At 68.6% G+C, this 21,613-nt stretch carries 25 protein-coding genes; 9 read left to right on the top strand and 16 right to left on the bottom strand.

Features of this window, described 5'->3' with window-relative positions; translation table 11 throughout:
* The gene (locus H507_RS0108230) at positions 1 to 2,601 is read left to right on the top strand and encodes an ABC transporter permease (RefSeq protein ID WP_022910245.1); all 2,601 of its coding nucleotides are present in this window, start codon (positions 1 to 3) and stop codon (positions 2,599 to 2,601) included.
* Positions 2,602 to 2,653: 52 nt separating this feature from the next.
* Here H507_RS0108230 and H507_RS0108225 read toward each other — a convergent pair whose 3' ends face one another.
* The 4 genes from H507_RS0108225 to H507_RS0108210 are packed head-to-tail and all read right to left on the bottom strand — an operon-like array spanning position 2,654 to position 4,514.
* The gene (locus H507_RS0108225; protein WP_022910244.1) at positions 2,654 to 3,361 is read right to left on the bottom strand and encodes a Crp/Fnr family transcriptional regulator; all 708 of its coding nucleotides are present in this window, start codon (positions 3,359 to 3,361) and stop codon (positions 2,654 to 2,656) included.
* A gap of 51 nt (positions 3,362 to 3,412) precedes the next feature.
* Positions 3,413 to 3,634 carry a hypothetical protein gene (locus H507_RS0108220; RefSeq protein ID WP_022910243.1) on the bottom strand — a complete coding sequence of 74 codons (222 nt, stop codon included), beginning with the start codon at positions 3,632 to 3,634 and terminating at the stop codon, positions 3,413 to 3,415.
* A complete protein-coding gene (locus tag H507_RS0108215; protein WP_245558894.1) occupies positions 3,631 to 4,266 on the bottom strand; it encodes an RNA polymerase sigma factor in 636 nt (211 codons plus the stop codon). Before H507_RS0108215 ends, H507_RS0108220 begins: the two co-directional genes overlap by 4 nt.
* Before the next feature lie 14 nt (positions 4,267 to 4,280).
* Positions 4,281 to 4,514, bottom strand: a complete 234-nt coding sequence (locus H507_RS0108210; protein WP_022910241.1) for a hypothetical protein — start codon at positions 4,512 to 4,514, stop codon at positions 4,281 to 4,283.
* Between the two features lie 145 nt (positions 4,515 to 4,659).
* Between H507_RS0108210 and H507_RS0108200 the strand changes: the two genes are divergently transcribed.
* The 3 genes from H507_RS0108200 to lepB all read left to right on the top strand — a co-directional run bounded on the left by H507_RS0108200 (position 4,660) and on the right by lepB (position 6,182).
* On the top strand, positions 4,660 to 5,112 hold the full coding sequence (locus H507_RS0108200) for a DoxX family membrane protein (protein ID WP_022910240.1): 453 nt from the start codon (positions 4,660 to 4,662) through the stop codon (positions 5,110 to 5,112).
* Between the two features lie 70 nt (positions 5,113 to 5,182).
* Positions 5,183 to 5,752 carry a DUF6448 family protein gene (locus tag H507_RS15660; protein ID WP_022910239.1) on the top strand — a complete coding sequence of 190 codons (570 nt, stop codon included), beginning with the start codon at positions 5,183 to 5,185 and terminating at the stop codon, positions 5,750 to 5,752.
* Positions 5,745 to 6,182, top strand: coding sequence for a signal peptidase I (gene lepB, locus H507_RS15655; RefSeq protein ID WP_084707721.1), 438 nt, complete (start codon positions 5,745 to 5,747; stop codon positions 6,180 to 6,182). Before H507_RS15660 ends, lepB begins: the two co-directional genes overlap by 8 nt.
* On the opposite strand, the gene H507_RS17960 is transcribed toward lepB, so the two are convergent.
* Both H507_RS17960 and H507_RS0108180 read right to left on the bottom strand, forming a co-directional pair.
* On the bottom strand, positions 6,179 to 6,355 hold the full coding sequence (locus tag H507_RS17960; protein ID WP_022910237.1) for a hypothetical protein: 177 nt from the start codon (positions 6,353 to 6,355) through the stop codon (positions 6,179 to 6,181). The genes lepB and H507_RS17960 overlap by 4 nt on opposite strands.
* A gap of 46 nt (positions 6,356 to 6,401) precedes the next feature.
* Positions 6,402 to 6,788, bottom strand: a complete 387-nt coding sequence (locus H507_RS0108180; RefSeq protein WP_026377969.1) for a YciI family protein — start codon at positions 6,786 to 6,788, stop codon at positions 6,402 to 6,404.
* A gap of 173 nt (positions 6,789 to 6,961) precedes the next feature.
* Here H507_RS0108180 and H507_RS0108175 point away from each other — a divergent pair, with 173 nt between their 5' ends.
* From H507_RS0108175 to H507_RS15645, 4 genes are all read left to right on the top strand, one after another.
* Entirely contained in the window at positions 6,962 to 8,338 is a 1,377-nt protein-coding gene (locus H507_RS0108175) for an FAD-dependent oxidoreductase (RefSeq protein WP_022910235.1), read from the top strand.
* A 66-nt stretch (positions 8,339 to 8,404) separates the two neighbouring features.
* A complete protein-coding gene (locus H507_RS0108170; protein ID WP_022910234.1) occupies positions 8,405 to 9,436 on the top strand; it encodes an aldo/keto reductase in 1,032 nt (343 codons plus the stop codon).
* 112 nt (positions 9,437 to 9,548) lie between these two features.
* Complete coding sequence (locus H507_RS15650; RefSeq protein ID WP_169512699.1) at positions 9,549 to 10,307, top strand: DUF4118 domain-containing protein; 759 nt, start codon at positions 9,549 to 9,551, stop codon at positions 10,305 to 10,307.
* Between the two features lie 224 nt (positions 10,308 to 10,531).
* Positions 10,532 to 11,146 carry a Dps family protein gene (locus H507_RS15645; protein WP_022910232.1) on the top strand — a complete coding sequence of 205 codons (615 nt, stop codon included), beginning with the start codon at positions 10,532 to 10,534 and terminating at the stop codon, positions 11,144 to 11,146.
* A gap of 6 nt (positions 11,147 to 11,152) precedes the next feature.
* Here H507_RS15645 and H507_RS0108155 read toward each other — a convergent pair whose 3' ends face one another.
* The 6 genes from H507_RS0108155 to H507_RS0108130 form a co-directional block, all read right to left on the bottom strand.
* Positions 11,153 to 11,956 carry a DNA-formamidopyrimidine glycosylase family protein gene (locus tag H507_RS0108155; protein WP_022910231.1) on the bottom strand — a complete coding sequence of 268 codons (804 nt, stop codon included), beginning with the start codon at positions 11,954 to 11,956 and terminating at the stop codon, positions 11,153 to 11,155.
* 3 nt (positions 11,957 to 11,959) lie between these two features.
* Complete coding sequence (locus H507_RS0108150) at positions 11,960 to 12,907, bottom strand: ABC transporter substrate-binding protein (protein WP_022910230.1); 948 nt, start codon at positions 12,905 to 12,907, stop codon at positions 11,960 to 11,962.
* The gene (locus H507_RS0108145; RefSeq protein WP_022910229.1) at positions 12,904 to 13,581 is read right to left on the bottom strand and encodes an ABC transporter permease; all 678 of its coding nucleotides are present in this window, start codon (positions 13,579 to 13,581) and stop codon (positions 12,904 to 12,906) included. Before H507_RS0108145 ends, H507_RS0108150 begins: the two co-directional genes overlap by 4 nt.
* Positions 13,578 to 14,213: an ABC transporter permease gene (locus tag H507_RS0108140; protein WP_022910228.1), complete on the bottom strand. Its 636-nt coding sequence runs from the start codon at positions 14,211 to 14,213 to the stop codon at positions 13,578 to 13,580. The genes H507_RS0108145 and H507_RS0108140 overlap by 4 nt, the downstream gene beginning before the upstream one ends.
* Positions 14,210 to 15,028 (bottom strand): ABC transporter ATP-binding protein, encoded by an 819-nt coding sequence (locus H507_RS0108135; protein WP_022910227.1) that lies wholly within the window; start codon positions 15,026 to 15,028, stop codon positions 14,210 to 14,212. The genes H507_RS0108140 and H507_RS0108135 overlap by 4 nt, the downstream gene beginning before the upstream one ends.
* 109 nt (positions 15,029 to 15,137) lie before the next feature.
* Positions 15,138 to 15,788, bottom strand: coding sequence for an alpha/beta hydrolase (locus tag H507_RS0108130; protein WP_022910226.1), 651 nt, complete (start codon positions 15,786 to 15,788; stop codon positions 15,138 to 15,140).
* 118 nt (positions 15,789 to 15,906) lie between these two features.
* On the opposite strand from H507_RS0108130, the gene H507_RS17315 reads away from it, so the two are divergent.
* Positions 15,907 to 17,235, top strand: a complete 1,329-nt coding sequence (locus H507_RS17315; RefSeq protein ID WP_022910225.1) for an HNH endonuclease signature motif containing protein — start codon at positions 15,907 to 15,909, stop codon at positions 17,233 to 17,235.
* Between the two features lie 8 nt (positions 17,236 to 17,243).
* Here the strand turns inward: H507_RS17315 and H507_RS0108120 are convergent, their stop codons facing one another.
* The 4 genes from H507_RS0108120 to hglS form a co-directional block, all read right to left on the bottom strand.
* Positions 17,244 to 18,266 carry a DNA glycosylase AlkZ-like family protein gene (locus H507_RS0108120; RefSeq protein WP_245558875.1) on the bottom strand — a complete coding sequence of 341 codons (1,023 nt, stop codon included), beginning with the start codon at positions 18,264 to 18,266 and terminating at the stop codon, positions 17,244 to 17,246.
* A gap of 100 nt (positions 18,267 to 18,366) precedes the next feature.
* Positions 18,367 to 18,537: a hypothetical protein gene (locus tag H507_RS17840; protein WP_211217323.1), complete on the bottom strand. Its 171-nt coding sequence runs from the start codon at positions 18,535 to 18,537 to the stop codon at positions 18,367 to 18,369.
* Positions 18,538 to 18,577: 40 nt separating this feature from the next.
* Positions 18,578 to 20,077 carry an aldehyde dehydrogenase family protein gene (locus tag H507_RS0108110; RefSeq protein ID WP_022910222.1) on the bottom strand — a complete coding sequence of 500 codons (1,500 nt, stop codon included), beginning with the start codon at positions 20,075 to 20,077 and terminating at the stop codon, positions 18,578 to 18,580.
* Entirely contained in the window at positions 20,078 to 21,514 is a 1,437-nt protein-coding gene (hglS, locus tag H507_RS15635) for a 2-oxoadipate dioxygenase/decarboxylase (RefSeq protein WP_022910221.1), read from the bottom strand.
* Between the last annotated feature and the right edge of the window lie 99 nt (positions 21,515 to 21,613).

Here is a 21,613-nt window from a genome sequence, read left to right as displayed (position 1 = left end):
ATGTGGAAGGCAACCTTCACCTCGTTGTGGGCCCGGAAATTGCGGCTCGCAATGTCGACCCTGGCCATCATTCTGGGAGTCGCGTTCGTGTCGGGCTCGTTCGTCTTCTCCGACATGATCATGAACTCGTTCAAGGGCATCATCTCGTCGACCATCTCCGACGTTGACGTCGCCAAGGATCCCGGTGCTTCGGTGCAAGGCGGAAATGCCGCCACCAGCGGCATCACCCCGGCTGTGATTGAGCGCGTCAAGCAGGTGGAGGGTGTCCAGGAGGCCCAAGGGTCGATCTACGGCACCGGTGTGATCGTGATCGCGACCTCCGGCAAGGCACTCGCCAGCGTGGGGCCACCGCAGATGGGTTTCAACTGGGGAACCCTCCCGGCCCTGGGCGGCCAGCCCGGCATCACCCTGCTCAGCGGCCGTGAGCCGCGGTCCGACGACGAGATCACCATGGATCCTGACACCCTGGCGAGGTCGGGCCACGGCCTCAGCGACGCGGTCAAGGTGATCACGCCCAATGCGGGCACCATCGAGGTCACGGTCGTGGGCACCGCCACCTTCGGCAATGGCTCGACGGCTGGAGCGACCTACGTCTTCTTCACCGGTCACCGCGCGCAACAGATCTTCCTGGACGGAGCCGACACCTATACCGGTATCTGGGTCGTCACCGCCCAGGACGCCGACCGCGCAGCCACCGCGGGACGGATCCAGAAGTTGCTGCCGACCGGGTACCTGGCCCGCGACGGTCAGGTGGCCGCCGACGCCCAGGAGTCGTCCATCCAAGCGGCCATGGGCTTCATCGGACCCTTCCTGCTGATCTTCGCCGGCGTAGCCCTGCTGGTGGCCAGCTTCCTGATCGTCAACACGTTCACCATCCTCGTCGCGCAGCGGTCCAAGGAGCTCGCTCTGTTCCGGGCCATGGGAGCCAGCAAGCGCCAGATCATGGGCACCGTCCTGGCGGAGGCGTTCGTCCTCGGGGTGATCGGCTCAGGCATCGGCCTGTTCGCCGGCGTGGGCCTCGCAATGGTCATCAAACAGGGCATGAAGGTGATGTGGGACATCGGTCCCGCCCGGGCCTCGCTGAGCACCACCGCGATCGTGGCGGCGCTGGCGACCGGAATCGTCGTGACGCTGCTGGCGTCACTGATACCCGCCCGGCGGGCCACCCACATCGCACCGATCGAGGCGATGTCGGCCGCACAGACCGAGCCCGACAAGGGCCTGGGACGACGGGCCGTGGTGGGGGTCGTGCTCGCCGGTGTCGGAGCCGTCCTCATCGTCCTCGCCCTGACGGTGAAACTGCCGGAACCGATGGTCTGGGCCGGCGCAGGCATGGCCGCAGAGATGGTCGGCGTGGCCATCGCGTCCCTGCTGCTGGGCAAGCCGCTGGTGTGGCTGGTCGGCAAGCTCTACCGCTCCGCGTTCGGTGAGGTGGGCAAGCTGGCGGCACTGAACTCGCTGCGTCAGCCCCGCCGCACGGCCGCCACAGCCTCGGCGTTGATGGTCGGACTCACCCTGGTCTCGATGATCGCGATCTTCGGCCAGTCCGCCCGTGCATCTGTCGTCGACCAGGTGAGGAGCACGGTTCGCGGCGACTACATCATCGGCCAACAGGGCTTCAAGGAGTTCCCCGCGCAGGTTGCGGAAAAGGTCGCCGCCGTGGACGAGGTCCAGGCCGTCCACCAGATGAAGCTCGGGTTGTTCTACCACGTGCCACCGGGCCAACAAGTCCCGCCAGCGGACGTGCTCGGGGACAAGGCCGGCCGCTACGTACAGCCCGTCGGCGGTATGCAGCCCACGTCCTTCAACAAGGTCTTCACCCAGACGATCACCAGCGGCCGCATGTTCAGCGCCCCCCGAGAGATCATCGTTGAGGAGGAGACCGCGACGAAGGAGAAGCTACGGGTCGGCTCCACGGTGACCCTGTACTCACGCGACGCGCAGGCGACGGTGGAGATGACGGTGGTGGGCATCTATTCCAAGGGCACCGGAACCACCATCGTCGACACGTGGGTCTCGACCTCGACGCTGGAGGAGTTGGGCCTGGGCCGCAATGACGTGTACCTGGGCATCTACCTCAAACCAGGGGCCGATGCGGCAGCCGCTCGCACGGCGCTCGACCGTGCCGTGGCAGACATGCCGCTGGTGAGCGTGATGGACCTGCAGGAGTACACCGACCAGATGCTGGCGAACCTGTCCCAGACGATGGCGCTGCTCTACGGCCTGCTCGCCTTGAGCATCGTGATTGCGGTGCTGGGCATCGTGAACACCTTGGGGCTCAGCATCGTCGAACGCACCCGGGAGATCGGGCTGCTGCGGGCGATTGCCCTGACCAGGGCGCAGGTGCGACGCATGGTCGCGTTGGAGTCGGTCGTGATCGCCCTGCTGGGCGCCGTGATCGGGATCGTGCTGGGCACCATCTTCGGGATCGTCCTGCAACGGGTTCTCCCCGAGGACCAGGGCATCACCCTGCTCAGGATTCCCGCCGGACAGCTGACCTGGTTCCTGGTCGCTGCCGTGGTGGTCGGGGTGCTGGCCGCGCTGTGGCCGGCCCACCAAGCCGCGCGAACGAACGTGCTGGAGGCCATTGCGGCGGAGTGACGATGGGCACGAGACGCACCTGACCCGGACAGCTTGGGGCGGCCGATGCTCGCTAGGACTGGGGGTCCACCAGAGCTTCCAAGGCGTCCGCATCCATGATTTCGACCGCAGCGCCCTCCACTCGGATCGCCCCATCTCGCTGCAGACGATCCAGCGCCCGACTCAACGATTCCGGAGTCGTGCCCAAGTAGGAGGCGACGTCCTTCTTGGGCCAAGGCAGCACCACACCGACCCCACCGCCAGAGGGGACGGTTGGCAGGTCGAGCAGGAAGGCAGCCAATCGCACCGGCACGTCCACCGACGTCTGGGTCAACCGGCGCTCCGCGTCCTGCAACCGCTGGCTGAGTGAGCGCAACATGCCCGCCGCGATCGCGGGGTACCGCGCGACCAGTCCGGCCAGGTCCGATGCCCCGAACGCGCAGACCCGTGCCGCTGACAGGGCCTCGACCTCGTACCCGGGCGGCTCGCCGGTCAGGAACGCGTGTTCGCCCACCACGTCACCCGGTCCAGCCACCCGCAGCACCCGTTGGTGGCCACTCGCCGCGACATGGGTCACCTTGAGTTTCCCCCGGTGGACGACGAACAGCGCCCGGCTGGCCTCACCGGCCCGGTGCAACAGCGCTCCTCGTGGCACGTCGACCGAGTGGGCGAAGGCGGCCACCGCGTCCTGCTGGGGGGTCGTCAGCTGCGCGAAGATCGGCACCCGGCGCACACAGGAGCCGTGGGACGGGTCGTCCACGATCGGCAGCAGTGTGGCCATGGGCCTCATCCTTCCACCGGGCCCGGTCTGGCGAATCGCCCGGTGGGTCAGTCAGCCGCGCAGCAACTCCTCCAGGGCGGCGGCCTCCTCGGCGCACACCCCGCACCCGGCCAAGTGCGTCTCCAGTCGATCGTCGCGGAAATCGCGGTCGGACACCCTCCGCTCGACGTACTCGTCGATGCGGGCGAAGCACTCGTCGCAGGACAGATAGGGCTCGGTGTCCGCCAGCAACGCGCGGACGGCTTCTGGGGTGAGGTCTGCGGCGGCGGTCATCGCGTGCTCCGGCGGGGAAGTTGGTCGAGGAATCCACGCTCGGTGAGCGAGGCGCGCAGGCGCTGGCGGGCGTCGTGCAGGGTCTTGTAGAGGGCATTGCGGGTCGTGCCGAGGCGGTCGGCGAGCACATCGATGGGCACGTCGTCGACCAGCAGCGCGAGCGTCACGTGGCGCTGATGGGGGGTGAGGTCCCGGGCGATCGCCGACGACAGCGCCCGCGCCAGGTCGTGGCCCTCGGCCTCGGAGGCCGGAGTCGCAGTTCCTGTCACCAGCACCAGAGTGTCGGGCAGCCCCACCTCACGGTGACGCCACGCCTGTCGGCGAACCGCGACACCGGCGTGGAGCAGGCCGAACTTGAACACCCAGGTGCTGAAGCGGCTGCGTCCCTCGAAGGTTCCGAGCTTGCCGAGCACGGCGACCATCGCGTCGTCCGCGGCCTGCTGCGACAGGTCCTCGAGATCCTGGATGCCGGCGCCGGGAAGCTGGTCGCGCAGTCTACACACCTGGTGGCGGGTGGCGCGCAGCAGCAGCTCATGGAGATGCTGTCTGGCCGCATGCCCCTGCGGGCCGGGGTCGTCGAGGGCCTCCACCCACGACTCGCCAGCGTCCAGCAGGGTCGCCTCACCGTTCATGGGCTTCACGAGCGTCATTGTGTCACCGGGTCCGGGACGGGGGAGAGGATGCGAGCCGCCAGTTCCGGGGGACACCCCTTGTCGACCAGCCCCAGCAGCGCATGCAGGTCCACCCGCGCGTCGCCCGCAAGCTCGCTTGCGACGCCCTCGGGGAACCGCGCCCCGAGAAGCTGCTGGCGCCGCCAGGCCACCACCTCGGGCGGCAACCGGAGCTCGGGCTTCGCCGGTGTCATGGGGATCGGGTTCATGATTCCTTGGTGTCACGGCGCCGGCCGTTCTTACTCCACGACTGCCGGGTAAGACCTCACCCACCCCACGACACCAACGCTGCGAGGCCCATCGGGATGCACCCGCACCCGCCAGTCGTCGGCCTGTTCGAGGAGAGGACATCCCATGACCACCACCACCCCCGTCGCGAGCGTCAGAAGGTCGGCCGCGACCATGCCTCGGCTCGCGGGCGCCGACCGGGCGTTCTGGCTGCTGCGCACCGTGTTCACGGTCGCCCCGATCGTGTTCGGGCTCGACAAGTTCTTCAACGTGTTGACCGACTGGGACCGCTACCTCGCCCCGTGGATCAACAACCTCGTGCCGGGCACTGCCCACCAGGCCATGCTCGCCGTCGGCGTGATCGAGATCGTCGCGGGCATCGGCGTGGCCGTCCTGCCTCGCTGGGGTGCCCTGCTGGTCGCGGCCTGGCTGGTCGGCATCATCTTCAACCTGGTCAGCATGGGTGCCTACTACGACGTCGCCCTGCGCGACTTCGGGCTGTTCGTCGGTGCGCTCGCCCTCGCGGCGCTGGCCTTCGACCGGCCCCGAGCTGTGACGGAATCGACCGGGAGGGCTTGACGTACGTCAAGGCGCCGTGAGCAGCGCGGATCTAGCGTCGAATCAGCAACCACAACCATGGAGGACTGACATGTTCCAGCTGATCAAGCGCTTGTTCGCACTCATCCCGCAGGTCGAGGCGCACTGCGACACGGCCGATGGCCCGGCGGTCACCGACGGCCGCCGCGCACTCGAGAGCGGCAACCTCAACCACGCCCTCAAGTGGATCCCCGCCGATGGCGAGGCCGAACTGAGGCACGTCTTCGAGCAGGCGATGGTCGTCCGCTCGCTCGGTGCGGAGGCCAAGGAGGTGGCCGATCGCCTCTTCCTCGAGACCTTGGTGCGGATCCACCGGATGGCCGAAGGTGTCGGCTTCACCGGTATCCAGGGCCACGGTGCCGCCGTCGAGCCGGTGGTCACGGCGGCCGATCGTGCCCTGGAGACCGGCGACCTCGAACCGCTTCGGCCGCTGGTGCCGGCCGATCGGTTCGACGAGTTGGCACACCGGTTCGAGCACGCCCGCGAGAAGAAGAACTTCGCGGTCGACGACGTGATGGCCGGACGCGACTACATCGCCGCGTACGTCTCCTACTTCAAGTACGCGGAAGGCGAGGACCACCACCACGCCCATCACGCGCACGCCCACGGGCACCATGCCTAGGACGCCCTGGCCCGCCGTCGTGAGGGTGGCTGGACGATCGATGCAGCCCACCCTGGAGCCCGGCGACCTGCTGCTCACGCTGCCGGTCGCCGGGAGGCGGGGTGACCTCGTCGTCCTGTGCCACGAGTCCGGTGCCCGCTATGTGAAGCGCGTGGTGGCCGCCGCGGGGGACGTCGTCGAGTTGGAGGCGGGACGACTGAGGGTCAACGGTCAGGCGATGGACGGACGACCTCCGGTGGCCGGCGCTGTTGTGGCGCGGTGGGAGGTGCCGCCGGGAACCGTCTTCGTCGTCGGGGACAACCAGCTGGTCTCCGACGACTCGAGGACGTGGACGGAGCCGTTCGTGCGCCTGGGGGCGACTCGGCGGGCGATGCGGCTTCCCACGGGGTGGATGGCGCGTGCGGGCCTCAGGCCTGTTGGCGACGCCTAGCCGGGGGTCTGGCTGGAGGAGTGCCGTGTGCCCTCGGGGTCCTCGGTTCGCTCCAAGGACTCCTCGAGGATGGCCTCCGCCTGGTCCCGGGCTGATTCGCTCCCGACGGCTTGTTCCTCGGGCAGCAGTTCCGCCCGCGTCTCGACATCGCGCTCGTCCGGCTTCTGAGTCATGGTCAGGACGTTAGCCGCTCGGATGGGTGCCAGTGGCTGAACTGGTTCAGCCCTCGAGCATTTCCCTCATCGACTCCTCGGTCTGGAACGGGCGCACCTCGACCGCTCCACCGCATGCCTTCGACCCTTCGGCAGCGAGCGCCAACGCCTCGTCCAGATCAGCGGCCTCGATCACCCAGAACCCGCCCAGGTACTCCTTCGCCTCGAGATAGGGACCATCGGTGAACACGGGCGCCTCGCCACGCCCGTCGACGGTGGTGGCCGTGCTGACCTCGGCCAGCCCGTCGGCGAAGACGAAGTGACCTTCGGCCTGCAACTTGTCATTGAAGACGCCGGTGTCAGCGAACGACTGCAACATGTCCTCCTTGGACGGGTAGCCGCCGAACTTCGGACGCTCGGCCGGGCCGTAGACCGACAACAGGTATCTGGGCATGGTGTGCTCCTCAGTGAGTGGGGTCGTGGTTCCCCGGTGGTGACGGCCAGGACGACCGTTCATCTCGTCCACGAGCGAGGTTGCGCATTTCGACGGGCCCAGTCGTCCGCACTCGTGGCGTATCACTTTCCACCCTGCACCCTGGCTTCGGATCATGGGGCAACAATGGCCGCATGGAGCAGATCAAGGTCGAGGTGTTGGTCATCGGCTGGGGGAAGGGTGGCAAGACCCTGGCCGGGGTTCTCGGCCGGGGCGGCCGCCGGGTTGCGGTGGTGGAACGCTCGCAGCACATGTACGGGGGCGGCTGCATCAACATCGCCTGCGTTCCCACCAAGGCCCTCGTCCACAGCGCCGAGAACCGACGCGAGACCGACGACGCTCAGCGGTGGTTCGACCGATCCGTGGCCAGTCGCGACGCATTGACCGCCAAACTGCGGGCCCGCAACCACGCCATGCTGGCCGAGGTCGACACCGTCACCCTGATCGATGGCGAAGCCCGGTTCGTCGGCCCGAACCAGGTGGAGGTGACCGCGGGCGCCGACCTGCTCGCCGTCCGCGCCGAGACCATCATCATCAACACTGGAAGCGTGCCCAGCCGACCATCGCTGCCGGGGGCCACCGGGCCCAAGGTGCACGACTCCGAGACCCTGCAGCACGTCCGCCCGCTCCCGCGACGGTTGCTGGTCGTCGGAGCCGGCTACGTCGGGCTCGAGTTCGCCGGTATGTTCGCCCACTTCGGTTCGCACGTGACCGTCGTGGCCCGCGGGGAGCGCGTCCTGCCCCACGAAGAGCCCGAGGTGGCGACCGCCGTGCAGGCCATGTTGGGCGAGTCCTCCGTGGACTTCCTGGTGGCAACCGAGGTCGAGCGCATCGACGACACCGGCGACGAGGCGGTGGTGACCCTCACCACAGCAGACGGCTCGCGACAGGTGGGCGTCGATGCGGTCCTGTTCGCCACCGGACGACGACCCGCCACCGATGCGCTCGACCTGGCAGCCGCTGGCATCGAGTCGGACGACCGCGGGTTCGTCGTCGTGGACGAGCACCTGCGCACGTCGGTGCCCGGAGTGTTCGCCGTCGGCGACGTCAACGGTGGTCCGCAGTTCACCTACATCTCCTTGGACGACCACCGCATCGTCCTCGACCAGCTGACGGGCACCGGCACCCGCGCAACCTCTGATCGGGTGGCGGTGCCATCGACCATGTTCCTCACCCCGCCCGTCTCACGCGTCGGCATGACGTTGGCCCAGGCCAAGGCCGAGGGTCGGGACGTGCTGGTCGCCACGAAGAACATCGCCGACATTGCGGCGATGCCGCGACCGAAGATCGTGGGGGAGACCCACGGTCTGATCACGGTGGTGGTCGATGCGGCCACCGACCTGGTGCTGGGAGCGACCGTGTTCTCGGTCGACTCCCAGGAGGTGATCAACCTGCTCGCGCTGGCCATGCGTGCGGGGGTCACCGCGAGTGCCCTACGCGACGGCATCTGGACCCACCCTTCGAGCACCGAAGCGCTCAACGAAGTGCTCGGAGCGCTCCATCCCGCCTGATCAACCCACCTGACCAAGGGGGACGGTGCGAGGATCGAACCACCACATTGATCAGAGGAGATCCCCATGCAATACCGCAATCTGGGTGACACCGGGGTCCAGGTCAGCACCCTGTGCCTGGGCACGATGATGTTCGGTGGCGTCAACAATGGCGACCGCGACGACTGCGTGCGCATCATTCACACCGCCCTCGACTCGGGCATCAACTTCGTCGACACCGCCGACGTCTATTCCCAGGGCGAGTCCGAGGAGATCGTGGGCCAGGCGCTCAAGGGCCGCCGCGACGACGTGGTGCTGGCCACCAAGTTCCAGGGGGCGATGGGTGACGAGCGGAACCGCCGCGGGGCCTCCCGGCGCTGGATCGTGCGCTCGGTCGAGGACTCGCTGCGCCGACTGGGCACCGACCACATCGACCTCTACCAGCTGCACCGGCCCAACCCCGACACCAACATCGAGGAGACCCTGGGCGCGTTGGACGACCTCGTGCGTCAGGGCAAGGTGCTCTATGTCGGGCACTCCGCCTTCCAGGCCAGCCAGATCGTCGAGGCACAGTGGGCGGCCCGCGACCGCGGCACGGTGCGTCCGGTCTGCGAGCAACTCTCGTATTCGCTGTTGGTGCGTCTGCCCGAGGTGGACGTGCTGCCCACCACCCTGCGACACCACATGGGAGTGATCTGCTACTCACCGTTGGCCGGTGGTTGGCTGAGCGGGAAGTGGCGCAAGGACGCCGAGGCACCCACCCCGTCGGCCGGTCGCGGCGCCAGTGGTGTCTTCAACCGGCGCTACAACCTGGACGAACCGGCCAACGCCGGCAAGCTCGAGGCCGCCGACGCCCTGGCCTCGTTGGCCGAGGACAACGGCATGACCCTGGTCGAACTGGCGATCGCGTTCGTGGTCAACCACCCTGCAGTGACCAGCGCCATCATCGGCCCGCGCACCATGGAGCAACTCACCACCCAGGTGCCCGCGGCAGACCTGACCCTGTCGGCAGAGGTGCTCGACCGGATCGACGAGATCGTGGCACCGGGGACGACGCCGAACCCGTTCGACAGCGCGTACGTCAACCCTGCACTGCAGCCGGAGGCCCTTCGCCGCTGACACGAGCCGGCTCGCCATCATCGGGAATCGGCCGCGAGGCGTTCCCACTCCGGCCCGAGGGGCGCAGACTTGGAGCAGGGACCCTGTTCAGAGTCTCGGGGGAGCGATGGTCATGAACGGACGCGTGTCGATGTGGCCCGCCACCACGTGGTGGCGACCGGCGGTGCGGGTGACTGCGGTCGTGGCACCCCTGCTCACGGCGATGCTGCTCTCCACGATCAGGGACCGGGTGACGGCTGCCACGGCGGTGCTCGCCTTGGTCGTCTGGGTGGTGGCAGCAGCCGCCACCGGCGACCGGGTGGCGGGAGTGTTGGCAGCGGTGTCGTCCGGGGCCTGGTACGACTTCTTCCTGACCGCCCCGCACCTGCGGTTCACCATCGCCAAGGCCGACGACATCGAGGCAACCACCCTGCTTGTCCTGATCAGTCTGGTCGTCGGGGAGGTGGCACTGTGGGGCTACCGGCAACAGCGACGTGCCTCCGAACAGGCGGGCTACCTCGAGGGAGTGCTGGGCGCTGCACGAGCCGTCGCCGCCGGCAGCGCCGAACCTGACGCCCTCGTGGAGGTCGTGGCACGCCAGATCGGCACCATCCTCGTCGCGGACGGCTGCCGCTACGTCGATGGCCCCGTGGGTGACAGCCGGATCGCCGTGCTCGACCATGACGGTGGGCTGACCCGCAACGGGGAGCCGGTCGACGTGGACGCTGCGGGACTGCCCGACGACGAGTACGTCGCCGTACCGGTGCATCTCGGCAACAGAGTGGTGGGTCACTTCCTGCTCACGGCCACCGCCCGACCGAGCTATCCGACGCTCGAACAGCGCCGGGTGGCCGTGCTGCTCGCCGACCAGGTCGCCGCGGCCCATCCCTGAGGGCTGTGGTCGTCCTCCCGGGACGATCCAAATCCGTCCTGTGGCGGCGGATGTGGCTCATGGTGGGCAACATCTGGAACTTGGGCACGGTTTTGGATCGCGAGTCGAGTTCGAGTGGGTGGATCGGCAGTGGGATCGCATGCCGACAGCCCGCGCCCACCCCAAAGGGCAGAGCCCCTCCCACTTCCTGACAAGGGGTCTCAAGCGTGGGTAGCCTCGAGATCATGGCTACCAAGAAGAGCCCGTCCACGTCGGGCGGCAAGCAGAGCACCTCCACCAACGCCTCGTTCACGGTTCCCGGTGTCGACCTGGCCCAGGGCCAGGAACTGGCTCAGAAGCTGCAGCTGCGCCTGCACGCGCTGAACGACCTGCAGCTGACCCTCAAGCACGCGCACTGGAATGTGCTCGGGCCCAAGTTCATCGGTGTGCACGAAATGCTCGACCCGCAGGTCGACGCGGTCCGTGCCATGGTCGACGTGGTCGCCGAGCGCATGGCCGCCATGGGCATCTCTCCCAACGGCTGCCCCGGCGCCCTGGTCGAGGCCCGCACCTGGAACGACTACCCGATCGGACGCGCGCAGGCCGCGGAGCACCTGGGCGCGCTCGCGGTCGTCTACAGCGGAGTGATCGAGGGCCACCGGGAACTGATGGACGAGTCCGAGGACATCGACCTGGTCACCCAGGACATGCTGATCGCGCAGGTCGCGGAGCTGGAGAAGTTCCAGTGGTTCATCCGCGCCCATCTCGAGGACGACAACGGCAAGCTCGCCACCGACGGTGACAGCAGCGCCACCCAGGCGGCAGCCGATGCGCTGGCCGCCGACCGCAAGATCGACTGACACCCCTCAGTCACGACCAGGCACCGGTTGGCAGCGGGGGCAGAAGTACAGCTCCCGCTGCTCCGGTGCCTCACCGATGCTGGCCTTGGTCAACGGTGTGGCGCAGCCCGGACAGGGTCGTCCGGGTTTGCCGTAGATGTAGAGCGGGTCGCGCCAGTCGCCGGTGGACACCGACCCTTGGAAGCGCAGGGTGCCGGTCAGCAGCCGATGGGCCCGCGCCACGACCGCCGCCAGAGCCTCGTCGTTGAGACTGCCCACGGGCAGCCACGGGCTGACCTTCTCGAGGAAACAGATCTCGGCGTCCCACATGGTGCCGATCCCGGCCAGGTTGGACTGGTCGAGCAGGGCTGCACCCAAGGGTCGATCGGGTCGCTCCCGAAGCCGTCGGAGGGCTTCCTCGGCGTCCCAGTCCTCGCCGAGCAGGTCGGGCCCGAGGTGACCCACCAATTCGTGTTCCCGGTCGGTGGGGACGAGGTCGACCATGCCCAGTTTTCGTCCGGTGGCGAGGCTCTCGGCAGTGCCGACCAGCACCCTGATCGACGGGTCTGACGCGAAACCGCGTGGCCGGGCGCGTCCGACCGGGCCGACGGCCCACCGGCCGTCCATGCGCAGGTGGGTGTGCAGGGTCCACCCGTCGTCCAGCCGGTGCAGCACGTGTTTGCCGCGGGGGACGACCTCGAGGGTGGTTCGTCCGCGCTTGTCGGAGGCGCCGAGACGACCCCAGCGCAGTTCCCAGGCGGTGATGGGGCGGCGGGCCAGCGCGTCGTGCAGTCGACGCGCGGCCCGCCACACCGCATCACCTTCGGGCACGGGTCAGCCCAGCTTCTTCTCGGCCAGCCAGTCCTTGGCGATGGTCGCCGCGGGCAGTTCCTCCTTGACGGAGCGTCCGTTCATCTTGATCAGGTCTTCGGGGGTCATGGCGGCCGAGACCTTGTTGATGACCGCGGCGGCTGCGTCGTCCACGTTCTTGCTGGCCAGCGGCACCACGTGCGAGGCCAGGAACAGCCCCTTGGTGTCCTTGAGCGAGACCAGACCGTTGGCGGCGATGGTCGGGTCGGCGGTGTAGATGATGGCGAGCTGGATGTCGTTGTCCTTCAGCGCCTTGACCGTGAGGGGGCCGCCACCGTCCTCGATGGGCTTGAAGCCCACCTTGACGCCGTAGGTCGCCTCGAGCCCCTTGGGGCCGTTGGGCCGCGACTCACCCTCGGAGTTGCCGCCCATGGTCATCGGTACGGTCACCTTCTTGAAGTCGTCGATAGTGGTCAGACCCCACTTGTCGGCGAACTCCTTGGTGACGGTGTAGGAGTCCTGGTCGGTGGCCGGTGACTGGTCGAGCACCCGCAGCCCGTTCTTGGTGGACTTCTTGAGTTCGGCGTACACGTCGTCGGCCAGGCGTGCCTTGGTGTCCTTGACCCAGTACTGCAGCAGCGGGCCGGAGTACTCCGGGAACAGGTCGATCTTGCCTGCCTCGATCTCGGGCAGGTAGACCTCGCGCTGCCCGATCTTGAACTGCCGCTTCACCTTGTGGCCAGCCTTCTCGAGGGCCTGCGCGTGGGTCTCCGCGATGATCTCGTTGGAGTAGTAGTCCTGGGAGCCGATCACGATGGTCGCGCCGCCGGCCGAACCACCGGACGACGGTGCGCTGCTCGTGGTGCCCTCGGTGAGCGGGTCGGAGGAGCCGCATCCGGCGAGGGCGACTACCCCCGCCAGCGCGAGGAGGGAGCGCCGGGGCACCGGGGTGATGAACGGGATTCCGGTCATGGAAGGTTCCTTTCGGGATGTGCGACCCGGTTGGTCGCGAGTCGCTGGCAGGAGGCCAGCACGAGTTCGAGCACGAGGGTGAGGACGACCACCAACAGGGCCCCGCCGAGCATCTGGGGGTAGTCGCGGGTCTTGAGGCCGGCGAACAGGTAGCGGCCGAGGCCGGTGTCGCTGGTGTAGGCGGCGAGGGTGGCGGTGGCGACCACCTGCAGGGTGGCCGAGCGCAGCCCGCCGATGATGACGGGCAGCGCCAACGGTAGTTCGACCGAGCGGATCACCTGTGCAGGTGTCATCCCGATCGCCTTGGCGGCTTGGGGAATGGTGGCGTCGATGTTCTCGATGCCGGCGTAGGCCCCTGCCAGCAGCGAGGGGATGGCCAGCACCACGAGGGCGAGCACGGGGGCGGACAGGCCGATGCCGAGCCAGAGCCCGAACAGGGTGAGCAGCCCCAGGGTGGGGATCGCGCGGGCGCCGCCGGTAATCGCCCCGATCATCCCTGACCCGCGGCGGGTGTGGCCCACCAGCACCCCGGCCGGCCACGCGATGGCTGCGGCGATCACCAGGGTCAGCAGCGTGATTCCCAGGTGCTGCAGCACCCGGGTGGGGATGCCCGAGGAGCCCTGCCAGTGGGTTCCGTCACCGAGCCAGGCCAGTGCCTGGGCGAACAGGTTCATGCGCTCACCCGCCAGGGGGTGAGCAGTCGTCCGGCCAGCAACAACAATCCGTCGAGCACCAGGGCTAGCAGCACGGTCACCACGACCCCGGTCAGCACCTCACCGGCGATGCCCCGCTGGAACCCGTCGGTGAGCAGGTTGCCCAGGCTCGAGACCCCGATCAGTGCACCGATGGTGACCAACCCGATGGTCGAGACGGTGACCACGCGGATGCCCGACAACAGCACGGGCAGCGCCATCGGCAGGTCCACGCGCCAGAGCAGGCTTCGTGGCGAGCAGCCGATCGCGACCGCGGCGTCGCGGGTGTGGGTGTCGACGGATGCGAAGGCGTCCGCGGCCGTGCGCACCAGCAGGGCGACCCCGTAGATGCTGAGCGCGATGACCATGGTGGCCGACGACCTCAGCGGGGTGCCGAACACGGCCGGGATGATGATCAGCAGCGGTAGTGCCGGGATGGCGTACATCAGCGAGGCGGCCCCCAACAGGGGTGAACCCCAGCGCGGACGGCGGTGCGCCAGTCGTCCGATGGGGACGGCCACCAGCACGCTGATCACGATGGCGGGCACGCTGAGCAGCAGGTGGTCGACGGTGAGGTCAACGACCTGGGTCCAGTTGAGCCGCAACCAGTTCATGCGCCGTCCCGCATGACGCCCACCGGTCGTCCCTGACCGTCGACGACGACGAGTCGTCCGTCGACCCGGGTCGTGGTGAGGGACCGTTCCGAGCGGTCGGCACCGATGAAGTGTCGGACGAAGTCGTCGGCCGGGTGGGCGAGGATCTGCTCCGGCGTGCCCTGCTGGGCGATCTGGCCCCGCTCGCGCAGCACGACCACCTCGTCGCCGAGTCGGAAGGCCTCGTCGATGTCGTGGGTGACGAACAGGATGGTCTTGCCGAGATCGGCCTGCAGTCGCAGCAGTTCGTCCTGCAGATCGCGGCGCACGATCGGGTCGACGGCACCGAAGGGTTCGTCCATCAGCAGGATGTTGGGGTCGGACGCCAGCGCCCGGGCGACGCCCACGCGTTGTTGCTGGCCGCCGGAGAGTTGGGCCGGGTAGCGCTTGGCCACCTCGGACGACAACCCGACCCGCTCGAGCAGTCCCAGGGCGTCATGATGGGCCTGGCGACGGCTGGTGCCGTTGAGCACGGGCACGGTCGCGATGTTGTCGACCACGGTGCGGTGGGGGAGCAGGCCCCCTTGTTGGAGGACGTAGCCGATCCGTCGGCGCAGCTTCACCGGGTCGCCCTCGCGGACATCGACGTCATCGATCAGCACCCTGCCCGAGGTCGGGTCGACCATCCGGTTGACCATGCGCATGAGGGTCGTCTTGCCCGAACCGGACGAGCCGACCAGCACCACCGTGCGGTGGGACGGGACGACGAGCGTGAAGTCCTCGACCGCGACGGACCCGCGGGCGTACACCTTCGAGACCTGCTCGAACTGGATCACGGGGGTCCTTCCGTGGGCGGGAGTGCGGTCAGTGTATGCATCGATGCAATGGGCACAGCGGACGTTCGCCGTGACTGGGTGAGGGTGTGATGGGCACCCGGCGGGCACCTCAGGCGCGTGTGCGCGCCAGTTGTCGCTGCAGGAAGGCGACCACGTCTTCCAGTTCCGGTTCGATGATGGTGTGCCCCATCGGGTAGTCGTGCAGTTCGAGGTCGAGGTGGTCGGGTGCCCAGTCGAGGGTGGCGCGGGTCTTCTCGGCGGTGATCACCTGGTCGGCGGTGCCGAAGGCGACGAATCCCGGCAGTCCGCGAGCGGCCAGTGCCGCGTCGTTCTCGCCGCCGCCGTTGTAGACGAAGCCCGAGAGCGCGACCACGTAGGCGAACCGGTCGATGTCGGTGCGTACCAACTGGAGGGCCGTCGCGGCACCTTGGGAGAAGCCGAGCACACCCACGGACTCGAAGCCCTCGGGGCGCGCGTCGAGCCAGTCGAGGATGCCTGCGACCGAGGCGGAGATCTTGCTGGTGTCGGTCGAGTGATCGGGGGTGACGTCGAACCACGAGCGGCCGCCGTTGGGCCACGGCAGGGGTCCGGGCAGGGACGCCACCGTGAGCTGGGTCGGGAGGTACGGAGCCAGACCGATCAGGTCGTGCTCGTTGCTGCCGACACCGTGCAACATCAGCAGCAGGTGGGAGCCTTCCCGTCCGCCCTCGGCATCTCGCCACTGGACTGCTGAGTCATCGATGCGGTGCGTGTTCGCCATGGGAGTCCTTTCGTCACAACCGTGGGCACAACGCGTGACAGGTTCACATTCTTCCCCAAGCGGAGGGATCCGTACGCGTGTTCGAAAAAATGTCTGAGGGGTTTCGTAGCGTGGTCGCATGGCGGAGTTCGACGGGTTGAGCGATGGGCAGGCGTGGGCTGCCCGAACGGGTCGCGCCTCGGCCCTGGCCGGTGTGCTGTGTCAGGCACAAGCCGATCTGGTCGCGTTCACGGTCGAACTGCTGGCGTCATCGGGATGGGCCGGAGACGGTGTCCGCTCTCCGGAACACTGGCTGCAGGTCTACACCGGGCTCGGGGTCGGCCAGTGTCGTGACCTGGTGCGAGTGGCTGAGCGAGCCCCCGACCTCGGCGCCGTGGTGGCCCGGATGGAGACCGGCGCCGTCACCCTCGACCAAGCGGCGGTGATCGCCCGCCACCTGCCGGCCGAGACCCCCGAGGAGGTGGTCGACCAGGTCGCCCACCTCGCCGAGGCGACCACCACCACGCAACTGGCCAGGGTGGTCGCCCACTACCACTTCGACCGCGAGCAGCCACCACACGAGGAACCGCGCGACAAGCCCGAACACCGTCCAGCGACCCTGTCACTGCACCAACGGGACGGCCGGTTCGTGCTCCGTTACGAGTGCACTCCGACCGACGGCGTTCTCGTGGAGCAGGCCGTCCGGGAGGCCAAGGACGCCCTGTTCACCAGCGGCCAGACGGGAGCCACCCTGGCGGACGGACTGCGCGAGGTGTGCACACGATCCCTGTCGGCCGTGAGCGGCGTCGAGCGGCGTGAGACGTACCGGGTGTTGATCCATCTGGACGTCGACGACCACGCGTGGGTGAACCGCCGAGGGGCGCTGCCGGCGAACCTGGCTCGGCACGTCACCTGTGACGGGACGATCACTCCCGTGTGGGAACGAGACGGCGTCCCGGTGGCGGTCGGTCGGGGACAGCGGATCGTGCCCCGCCGGACCCGTCGGTTGATCGAGGACCGTGACCGCGGCTGCCGCTTCCCGGGATGCCCGGTCACCGGCTTCCTGGAGAACCACCACATCGTCCACTGGCGAGATGGCGGTCCGACTGATCCGCAGAACCTGGTCAGCCTGTGTCCGCACCACCACCGCGCCCATCATCAGGGCGAGTTCACGATCGCTGGGAGCCCCACCACCGCAGATGGGCTCACCTTCACCACCCCTGGGGGACACACCATCGGACGCCCCGCCCCACCGAGCCCAGCAGCGGACGGAGGCGTCGCTCCGACCGTGGCCGCCCACCTGCGCGCACACTGGCCCGACCGACCACAGGTGGCCAGGAGCCCCTTCCGTGGAGAACGTCTTTCCTGGGGCTCGATCAACTTCGACGGCTCGAACCACGACCCCCGCATCCACCGCGTGCGCCGACCACGGCGAACCCGAGTCCCGGAGCCGCACCGACGTGAGTGAGGTGGGCCTCACTCGAACTCGATGAGCAGCCCGAGCATGCGGGCCAGCGCCTCCAGTTCCCGCTCGACGTCATCGACGGTCCCCGGGGCCCAGGGCTCATCACGGTGCACGGCGTGCACCCTCAGGAATCCACCGCGGCGATCGGCCTCGGCGTCGACCTTGCCGACCAGACGATCGCCGTGCAGCACGGGAAGCGCGAAGTAGCCCCACCTTCTGCTCGCGGCCGGCTTGTACATCTCGAGGGTGTAGTCGAACTCGAACAACTCGGCCATCCGCCGTCGGTCGAAGATGAGCCGGTCGAGTGGCGAGAGCACCGCGGTTCGTCCGCTGAAGGACTCACCGGGATCGTCGATGACGGTGGCAAGGTCGGGGGACAGACGCCAGCGACCGCGCACTCCGTCGACGACGGCCTCCACCCCGATCTCACCGACGTCATTGGGCTCGCCGGGAACCTTGGCCGACGTGCCCCGGAGCAGTCCCATCGAGCCGAGCCGACGTTCCGCCTGCAGGCGGAGCGCATCGTCGAGAGCGACGGGCGACACCTCGGGGTAGATGCGTTCGGCCAGCTCCCAGACGCGTTCACGGCCTTCCCGGTGTGAGACCGCCACCTGACCGGCCTCCTCGAGTCGCTCGAGCATCATCTGCACGTTCTTGCCTGAGTTCCAGCCCGACGAACGCCACGGCCTGACGAACCCGTCCTGCGGCAGTTGACCGGACCGAAGCGGTCCCTCTGAGCGCAGGGTCTGAAGGATGTCATCGCGGGCCCGCGCATTGGTGTCCAGCCACCGGGCGGTCGCGACCTGCCAGTCGGCGGCGTGCGGGCCCGGCCATGCGTCCATCTGGGCCCGGAACAGCGCGATGTCGTCGGCAGGCCTGAGGAACCCGTGGATCTCGACGAGTTCCCTCCGCTCGAGGGCCAGCCCCAACTGCTCCGTGTCGAACCCGTCGCCCAGCCGGCTCCAGAGCACCAACTCGACGTTGGGGGCGACATGACTGGTCAGGTCCACCTGGACGGCGGCCAGCCTGTCCACCGTGTCTACGACGCCCGACGGGCGACGTGCGGTCAGGCATTGGGAGGTGAGCGCGATCCGACGAGCCTGGGCCGCTGAGAGATGCAAGGGGGTGGGTGACTCAGCCACCTGCGCCCTCCCGATCGAACGAAGCCGTGATCAGGTCGAGGTCACGGACGCAGAAGCGGTGGTGCCACCATGTCTCGTCCAGCACCACCCCAAGACACTCACCGACCGTGCGTCCGTTCGCGTAGGGCGGCCAGCCACCAGACCGGTCCAGGAATCTGGTCACGCGCTGGACGCTACCGCCGCAGGCGGGTCACGGGTGACCCTCAGCCGAAGTCCACACCCTGGGCAAGGGCGACGTGGCCCGAGTAGTTGATGGTGGCGGTCTGGCGGCGCATGTACCCCCGCCAGGCATCCGACCCCGATTCCCGGCCACCCCCGGTCTGCTTCTCGCCGCCGAATGCGCCACCGATCTCGGCCCCCGAAGTGGCCACGTTGACGTTGGCGATACCGGTGTCGGCCGCGGCGAGGTAGCGCTCGGCCTCCGCCTGATCGCGGGTGAAGATGCCCCCCGACAGGCCTTGCGGTACCGCGTTGTGCAGCGTGATGGCCTCGTCCAGGTCGTCCCAGGTCAGCACGTACAGGATCGGGGCGAACGTCTCCGTCAGCACCACCCCGGCCTGCTCCGGAAGCCGGACGAGTGCGGGCCGCACCCACACCCCGCCCATGCCGGTGTCGACCCGTTCGCCACCGGTGACGGTGCCGCCCTGCTTCCGGGCTGCGTCGAGTGCGCTCGCCATCTGGTCGGCGGCGTGTTCGCTGATCAGCGGCCCCACCAGGGTGTGTTCGTCGAACGGGTCGCCGACGGGAAGCGAGGCGAATGCGCGTTCGAGCCTGCGGCAGACCTCATCGGCGACCGAGCGATGCACGAGCAGCCTGCGCTGGGTGGTGCAACGCTGACCGGCGGTGCCGGCAGCAGCGAACACCATCGAGCTGACTGCCAGGTCCAGGTCGGCACTGGCAGTGACGATGACGGCGTTGTTCCCGCCGAGCTCGAGCAGCGAACGCCCGAACCGGGCCGCGACGCGGGGACCCACCTGCTGACCCATCCTGGTGGACCCGGTGGCACTCACCAGCGCCACCCGCGGATCGTCCACCAGCAGCTCGCCCACCGACCGATCGCCCAGCAGCAGGCGGTGCACGTCGGGGGAGTGACCTTCCTCGACCAGTGCGCGCTCCACCAGGGCCGAACAGGCCAGTGCACACAGGCTGGTCAGTTCGCTGGGCTTCCAGACGACGGTGTTCCCGCAGACCAGGGCGACAGCGGTGTTCCACGACCAGACGGCGACCGGGAAGTTGAAGGCCGAGATGACGCCGACCTCCCCCACGGGGTACCAGGTCTCCTGCAGCCGGTGCCCGATCCGCTCCGAGGGCATCGTCCGACCGAACAGTTGCCGCGAGAGCCCGACGGCGAGGTCACAGATGTCGACCATCTCCTGCACCTCACCGAGCGCCTCGGAGCGGATCTTGCCCGCCTCGATGGTGACGAGGTCGGCGAGGTGTTCCTGGTGCTCGCTGATCAGCCTGCCCAGACGCTTCACGACCCGCCCCCGCACGGGGGCGGGCACCTCCCGCCAGCCGCTGAAGGCGGCGGACGCTCGTCCGATCTCGGCCGCCGGATCGCCGCCGGCGGACAGCGGGAACAGATCGCTGCCGCTGATGGGGGAGCGGGCGCTCATGGGCGAGTCGGACATCTCGGGGAGCGAGACACCGACGGCGGTCAAGGCTCGGCGGGCGCGGTCGACGAGGTCGTCGTGGCTGGTCATTCAGGCTCCTCGGGTGTCGGTTCGGGGCTGCTGGGTTCGGGGCCGGTCGATTCGGACGCGGTCGCGTCCCAGGTCGCGGGCGCACGTGCCCAACGAGGCGGCGCGCTGCTGTTCGTAGAGGACGAACGGATCACCCAGGTCACGCCCGAGGGCCTCGGCCATCCAACCCTCGTCGCGGAGACTCCCCTGGGCGGCCGTGTCACTGGTGCCCGCATCGTCGAGGTTCGAGGCGAAGATGCCCGCGGCCGAGCGCGGCAGGAAGTCCTCGTAGACGATCGGCGTCGCCTCGAGCCATCCCTCGTCGAGCAGTGAATCGAGGTCGGCGGGCGGTTCACCGGCGGGACGATCAGCGCTCAGCCTGTACTCGAAGAACCCCAGTCCCAGCCGGTCCAGATCGGCCTCGGTGGTGGGGAGCGACTGCCAGGCCGCGAGTTTCGCCTCGTCCCGCTCGGCACCCCGGGCCACCCGCTCGTCGACCTCGACCACCAGCCGATCGTAGAGGTCACGCCCGACACGGGTGAGGGCGATGCCGCGCTGTTCGACCTCACCGAAGCGCACGCTGAGGTGACCCTCCACCACCGACCCGTCCGCCTCGCGGAAGCGTCGTGGTTCGGCCAACGCCTTGAACGAGGTTTGCCGCAGCAGCACGTCGGGTCCGTGCCAGCGTGGTGGCCCCTGGATCTCGTCGATCATCGTGATGCCCCGCTCGGTCATCCGCCGGTAGAGGTCGTCGATGTCGAGCACCCTCGGCGTGAGGTGGTTGATGTGGGTCGAGGTGACTCCGCCGATGTCGGCGGCCACCCCCGAGATCCGCGCCAGCCGTTCGTACCAGGCGCGGTCCACCGGTTCGGTCGACAGTTCGAAGCAGGCCGTGGCCCGACGCAGGAACTCCTCGGCGTCTCCCTCGTCGAGGCCGCCCTCCCGCTCGGCCCGTTCGGCCAGGGCGATGACCACGTCGGGAAACAGTTCCCGCCGTGCCAGGAAGGCGTCCAGTTCGGATTGCAGGTCGGCGTCGAAGTAGCGCCGGTCGTCGGTGACCAGCACCGAGGTGAACACCCGGAACGGGTTGATCGCCAACGCCTCACGGCTGGTCGGACGAAAGGCAGTCGACACGATCGGCAGGCTGGTGCTCTGTGAGCCCCGCAGGTCGTAGAACCCGACCGGCGACATGCCCAGCGCAGCGAAGATGGTCGCCACCCTCGCCAACTCGCGGGCGGTACCGACCCGGATGGCGCCATGGCGCTCAGCGGTCACCCGGTCGATCCGTCCCAAGCGCTGGGCGCGGGCCGGATCTGCCGCGAGCGCATCGCTGTTCACCTGCGTCGAGACCTCGACCAAGGTGGTGTAGGCAGGCACCTCGTTGCCGTACATGGACGACAGCGACCGGGCGAACGCCGCCCTCAGTCGATGGGTCTCGACGAACCTTGAGCCAGTCATGAAACACCTTCCCGCGACGCTTTCGGCCGCTGCCCCAGCACCCGTGCGGGGCGACCTGTCGTGACCTCTTTCACACCGCTGAACCATGCCCCCGGGGGT

This window comes from Aestuariimicrobium kwangyangense DSM 21549 (genome assembly GCF_000421525.1).
Taxonomy (GTDB): domain Bacteria; phylum Actinomycetota; class Actinomycetes; order Propionibacteriales; family Propionibacteriaceae; genus Aestuariimicrobium; species Aestuariimicrobium kwangyangense.
The sequence above is the reverse complement of the archived record's forward strand: the minus strand, read 5'-3'. Positions and strand labels throughout refer to the sequence as shown.

Coding starts and splice junctions, on each gene's coding strand:
- H507_RS0108210 (WP_022910241.1), bottom strand. CDS start 4,514: ATGAACCCGATCCCCATGACACCGGCGAAGCCCGAGCTCCGGTTGCCG.
- H507_RS15660 (WP_022910239.1), top strand. CDS start 5,183: ATGTTCCAGCTGATCAAGCGCTTGTTCGCACTCATCCCGCAGGTCGAG.
- H507_RS0108230 (WP_022910245.1), top strand. CDS start 1: ATGTGGAAGGCAACCTTCACCTCGTTGTGGGCCCGGAAATTGCGGCTC.
- H507_RS0108215 (WP_245558894.1), bottom strand. CDS start 4,266: ATGAACGGTGAGGCGACCCTGCTGGACGCTGGCGAGTCGTGGGTGGAG.
- H507_RS0108145 (WP_022910229.1), bottom strand. CDS start 13,581: ATGAACCTGTTCGCCCAGGCACTGGCCTGGCTCGGTGACGGAACCCAC.
- H507_RS0108170 (WP_022910234.1), top strand. CDS start 8,405: ATGCAATACCGCAATCTGGGTGACACCGGGGTCCAGGTCAGCACCCTG.
- H507_RS0108110 (WP_022910222.1), bottom strand. CDS start 20,077: ATGACCAGCCACGACGACCTCGTCGACCGCGCCCGCCGAGCCTTGACC.
- H507_RS0108180 (WP_026377969.1), bottom strand. CDS start 6,788: ATGCCCAGATACCTGTTGTCGGTCTACGGCCCGGCCGAGCGTCCGAAG.
- H507_RS0108140 (WP_022910228.1), bottom strand. CDS start 14,213: ATGAACTGGTTGCGGCTCAACTGGACCCAGGTCGTTGACCTCACCGTC.
- H507_RS0108220 (WP_022910243.1), bottom strand. CDS start 3,634: ATGACCGCCGCCGCAGACCTCACCCCAGAAGCCGTCCGCGCGTTGCTG.
- H507_RS17315 (WP_022910225.1), top strand. CDS start 15,907: ATGGCGGAGTTCGACGGGTTGAGCGATGGGCAGGCGTGGGCTGCCCGA.
- H507_RS0108150 (WP_022910230.1), bottom strand. CDS start 12,907: ATGACCGGAATCCCGTTCATCACCCCGGTGCCCCGGCGCTCCCTCCTC.
- H507_RS15650 (WP_169512699.1), top strand. CDS start 9,549: ATGAACGGACGCGTGTCGATGTGGCCCGCCACCACGTGGTGGCGACCG.
- hglS (WP_022910221.1), bottom strand. CDS start 21,514: ATGACTGGCTCAAGGTTCGTCGAGACCCATCGACTGAGGGCGGCGTTC.
- H507_RS0108225 (WP_022910244.1), bottom strand. CDS start 3,361: ATGGCCACACTGCTGCCGATCGTGGACGACCCGTCCCACGGCTCCTGT.
- H507_RS15645 (WP_022910232.1), top strand. CDS start 10,532: ATGGCTACCAAGAAGAGCCCGTCCACGTCGGGCGGCAAGCAGAGCACC.
- H507_RS0108200 (WP_022910240.1), top strand. CDS start 4,660: ATGACCACCACCACCCCCGTCGCGAGCGTCAGAAGGTCGGCCGCGACC.
- H507_RS17960 (WP_022910237.1), bottom strand. CDS start 6,355: ATGACTCAGAAGCCGGACGAGCGCGATGTCGAGACGCGGGCGGAACTG.
- lepB (WP_084707721.1), top strand. CDS start 5,745: ATGCCTAGGACGCCCTGGCCCGCCGTCGTGAGGGTGGCTGGACGATCG.
- H507_RS0108130 (WP_022910226.1), bottom strand. CDS start 15,788: ATGGCGAACACGCACCGCATCGATGACTCAGCAGTCCAGTGGCGAGAT.
- H507_RS0108175 (WP_022910235.1), top strand. CDS start 6,962: ATGGAGCAGATCAAGGTCGAGGTGTTGGTCATCGGCTGGGGGAAGGGT.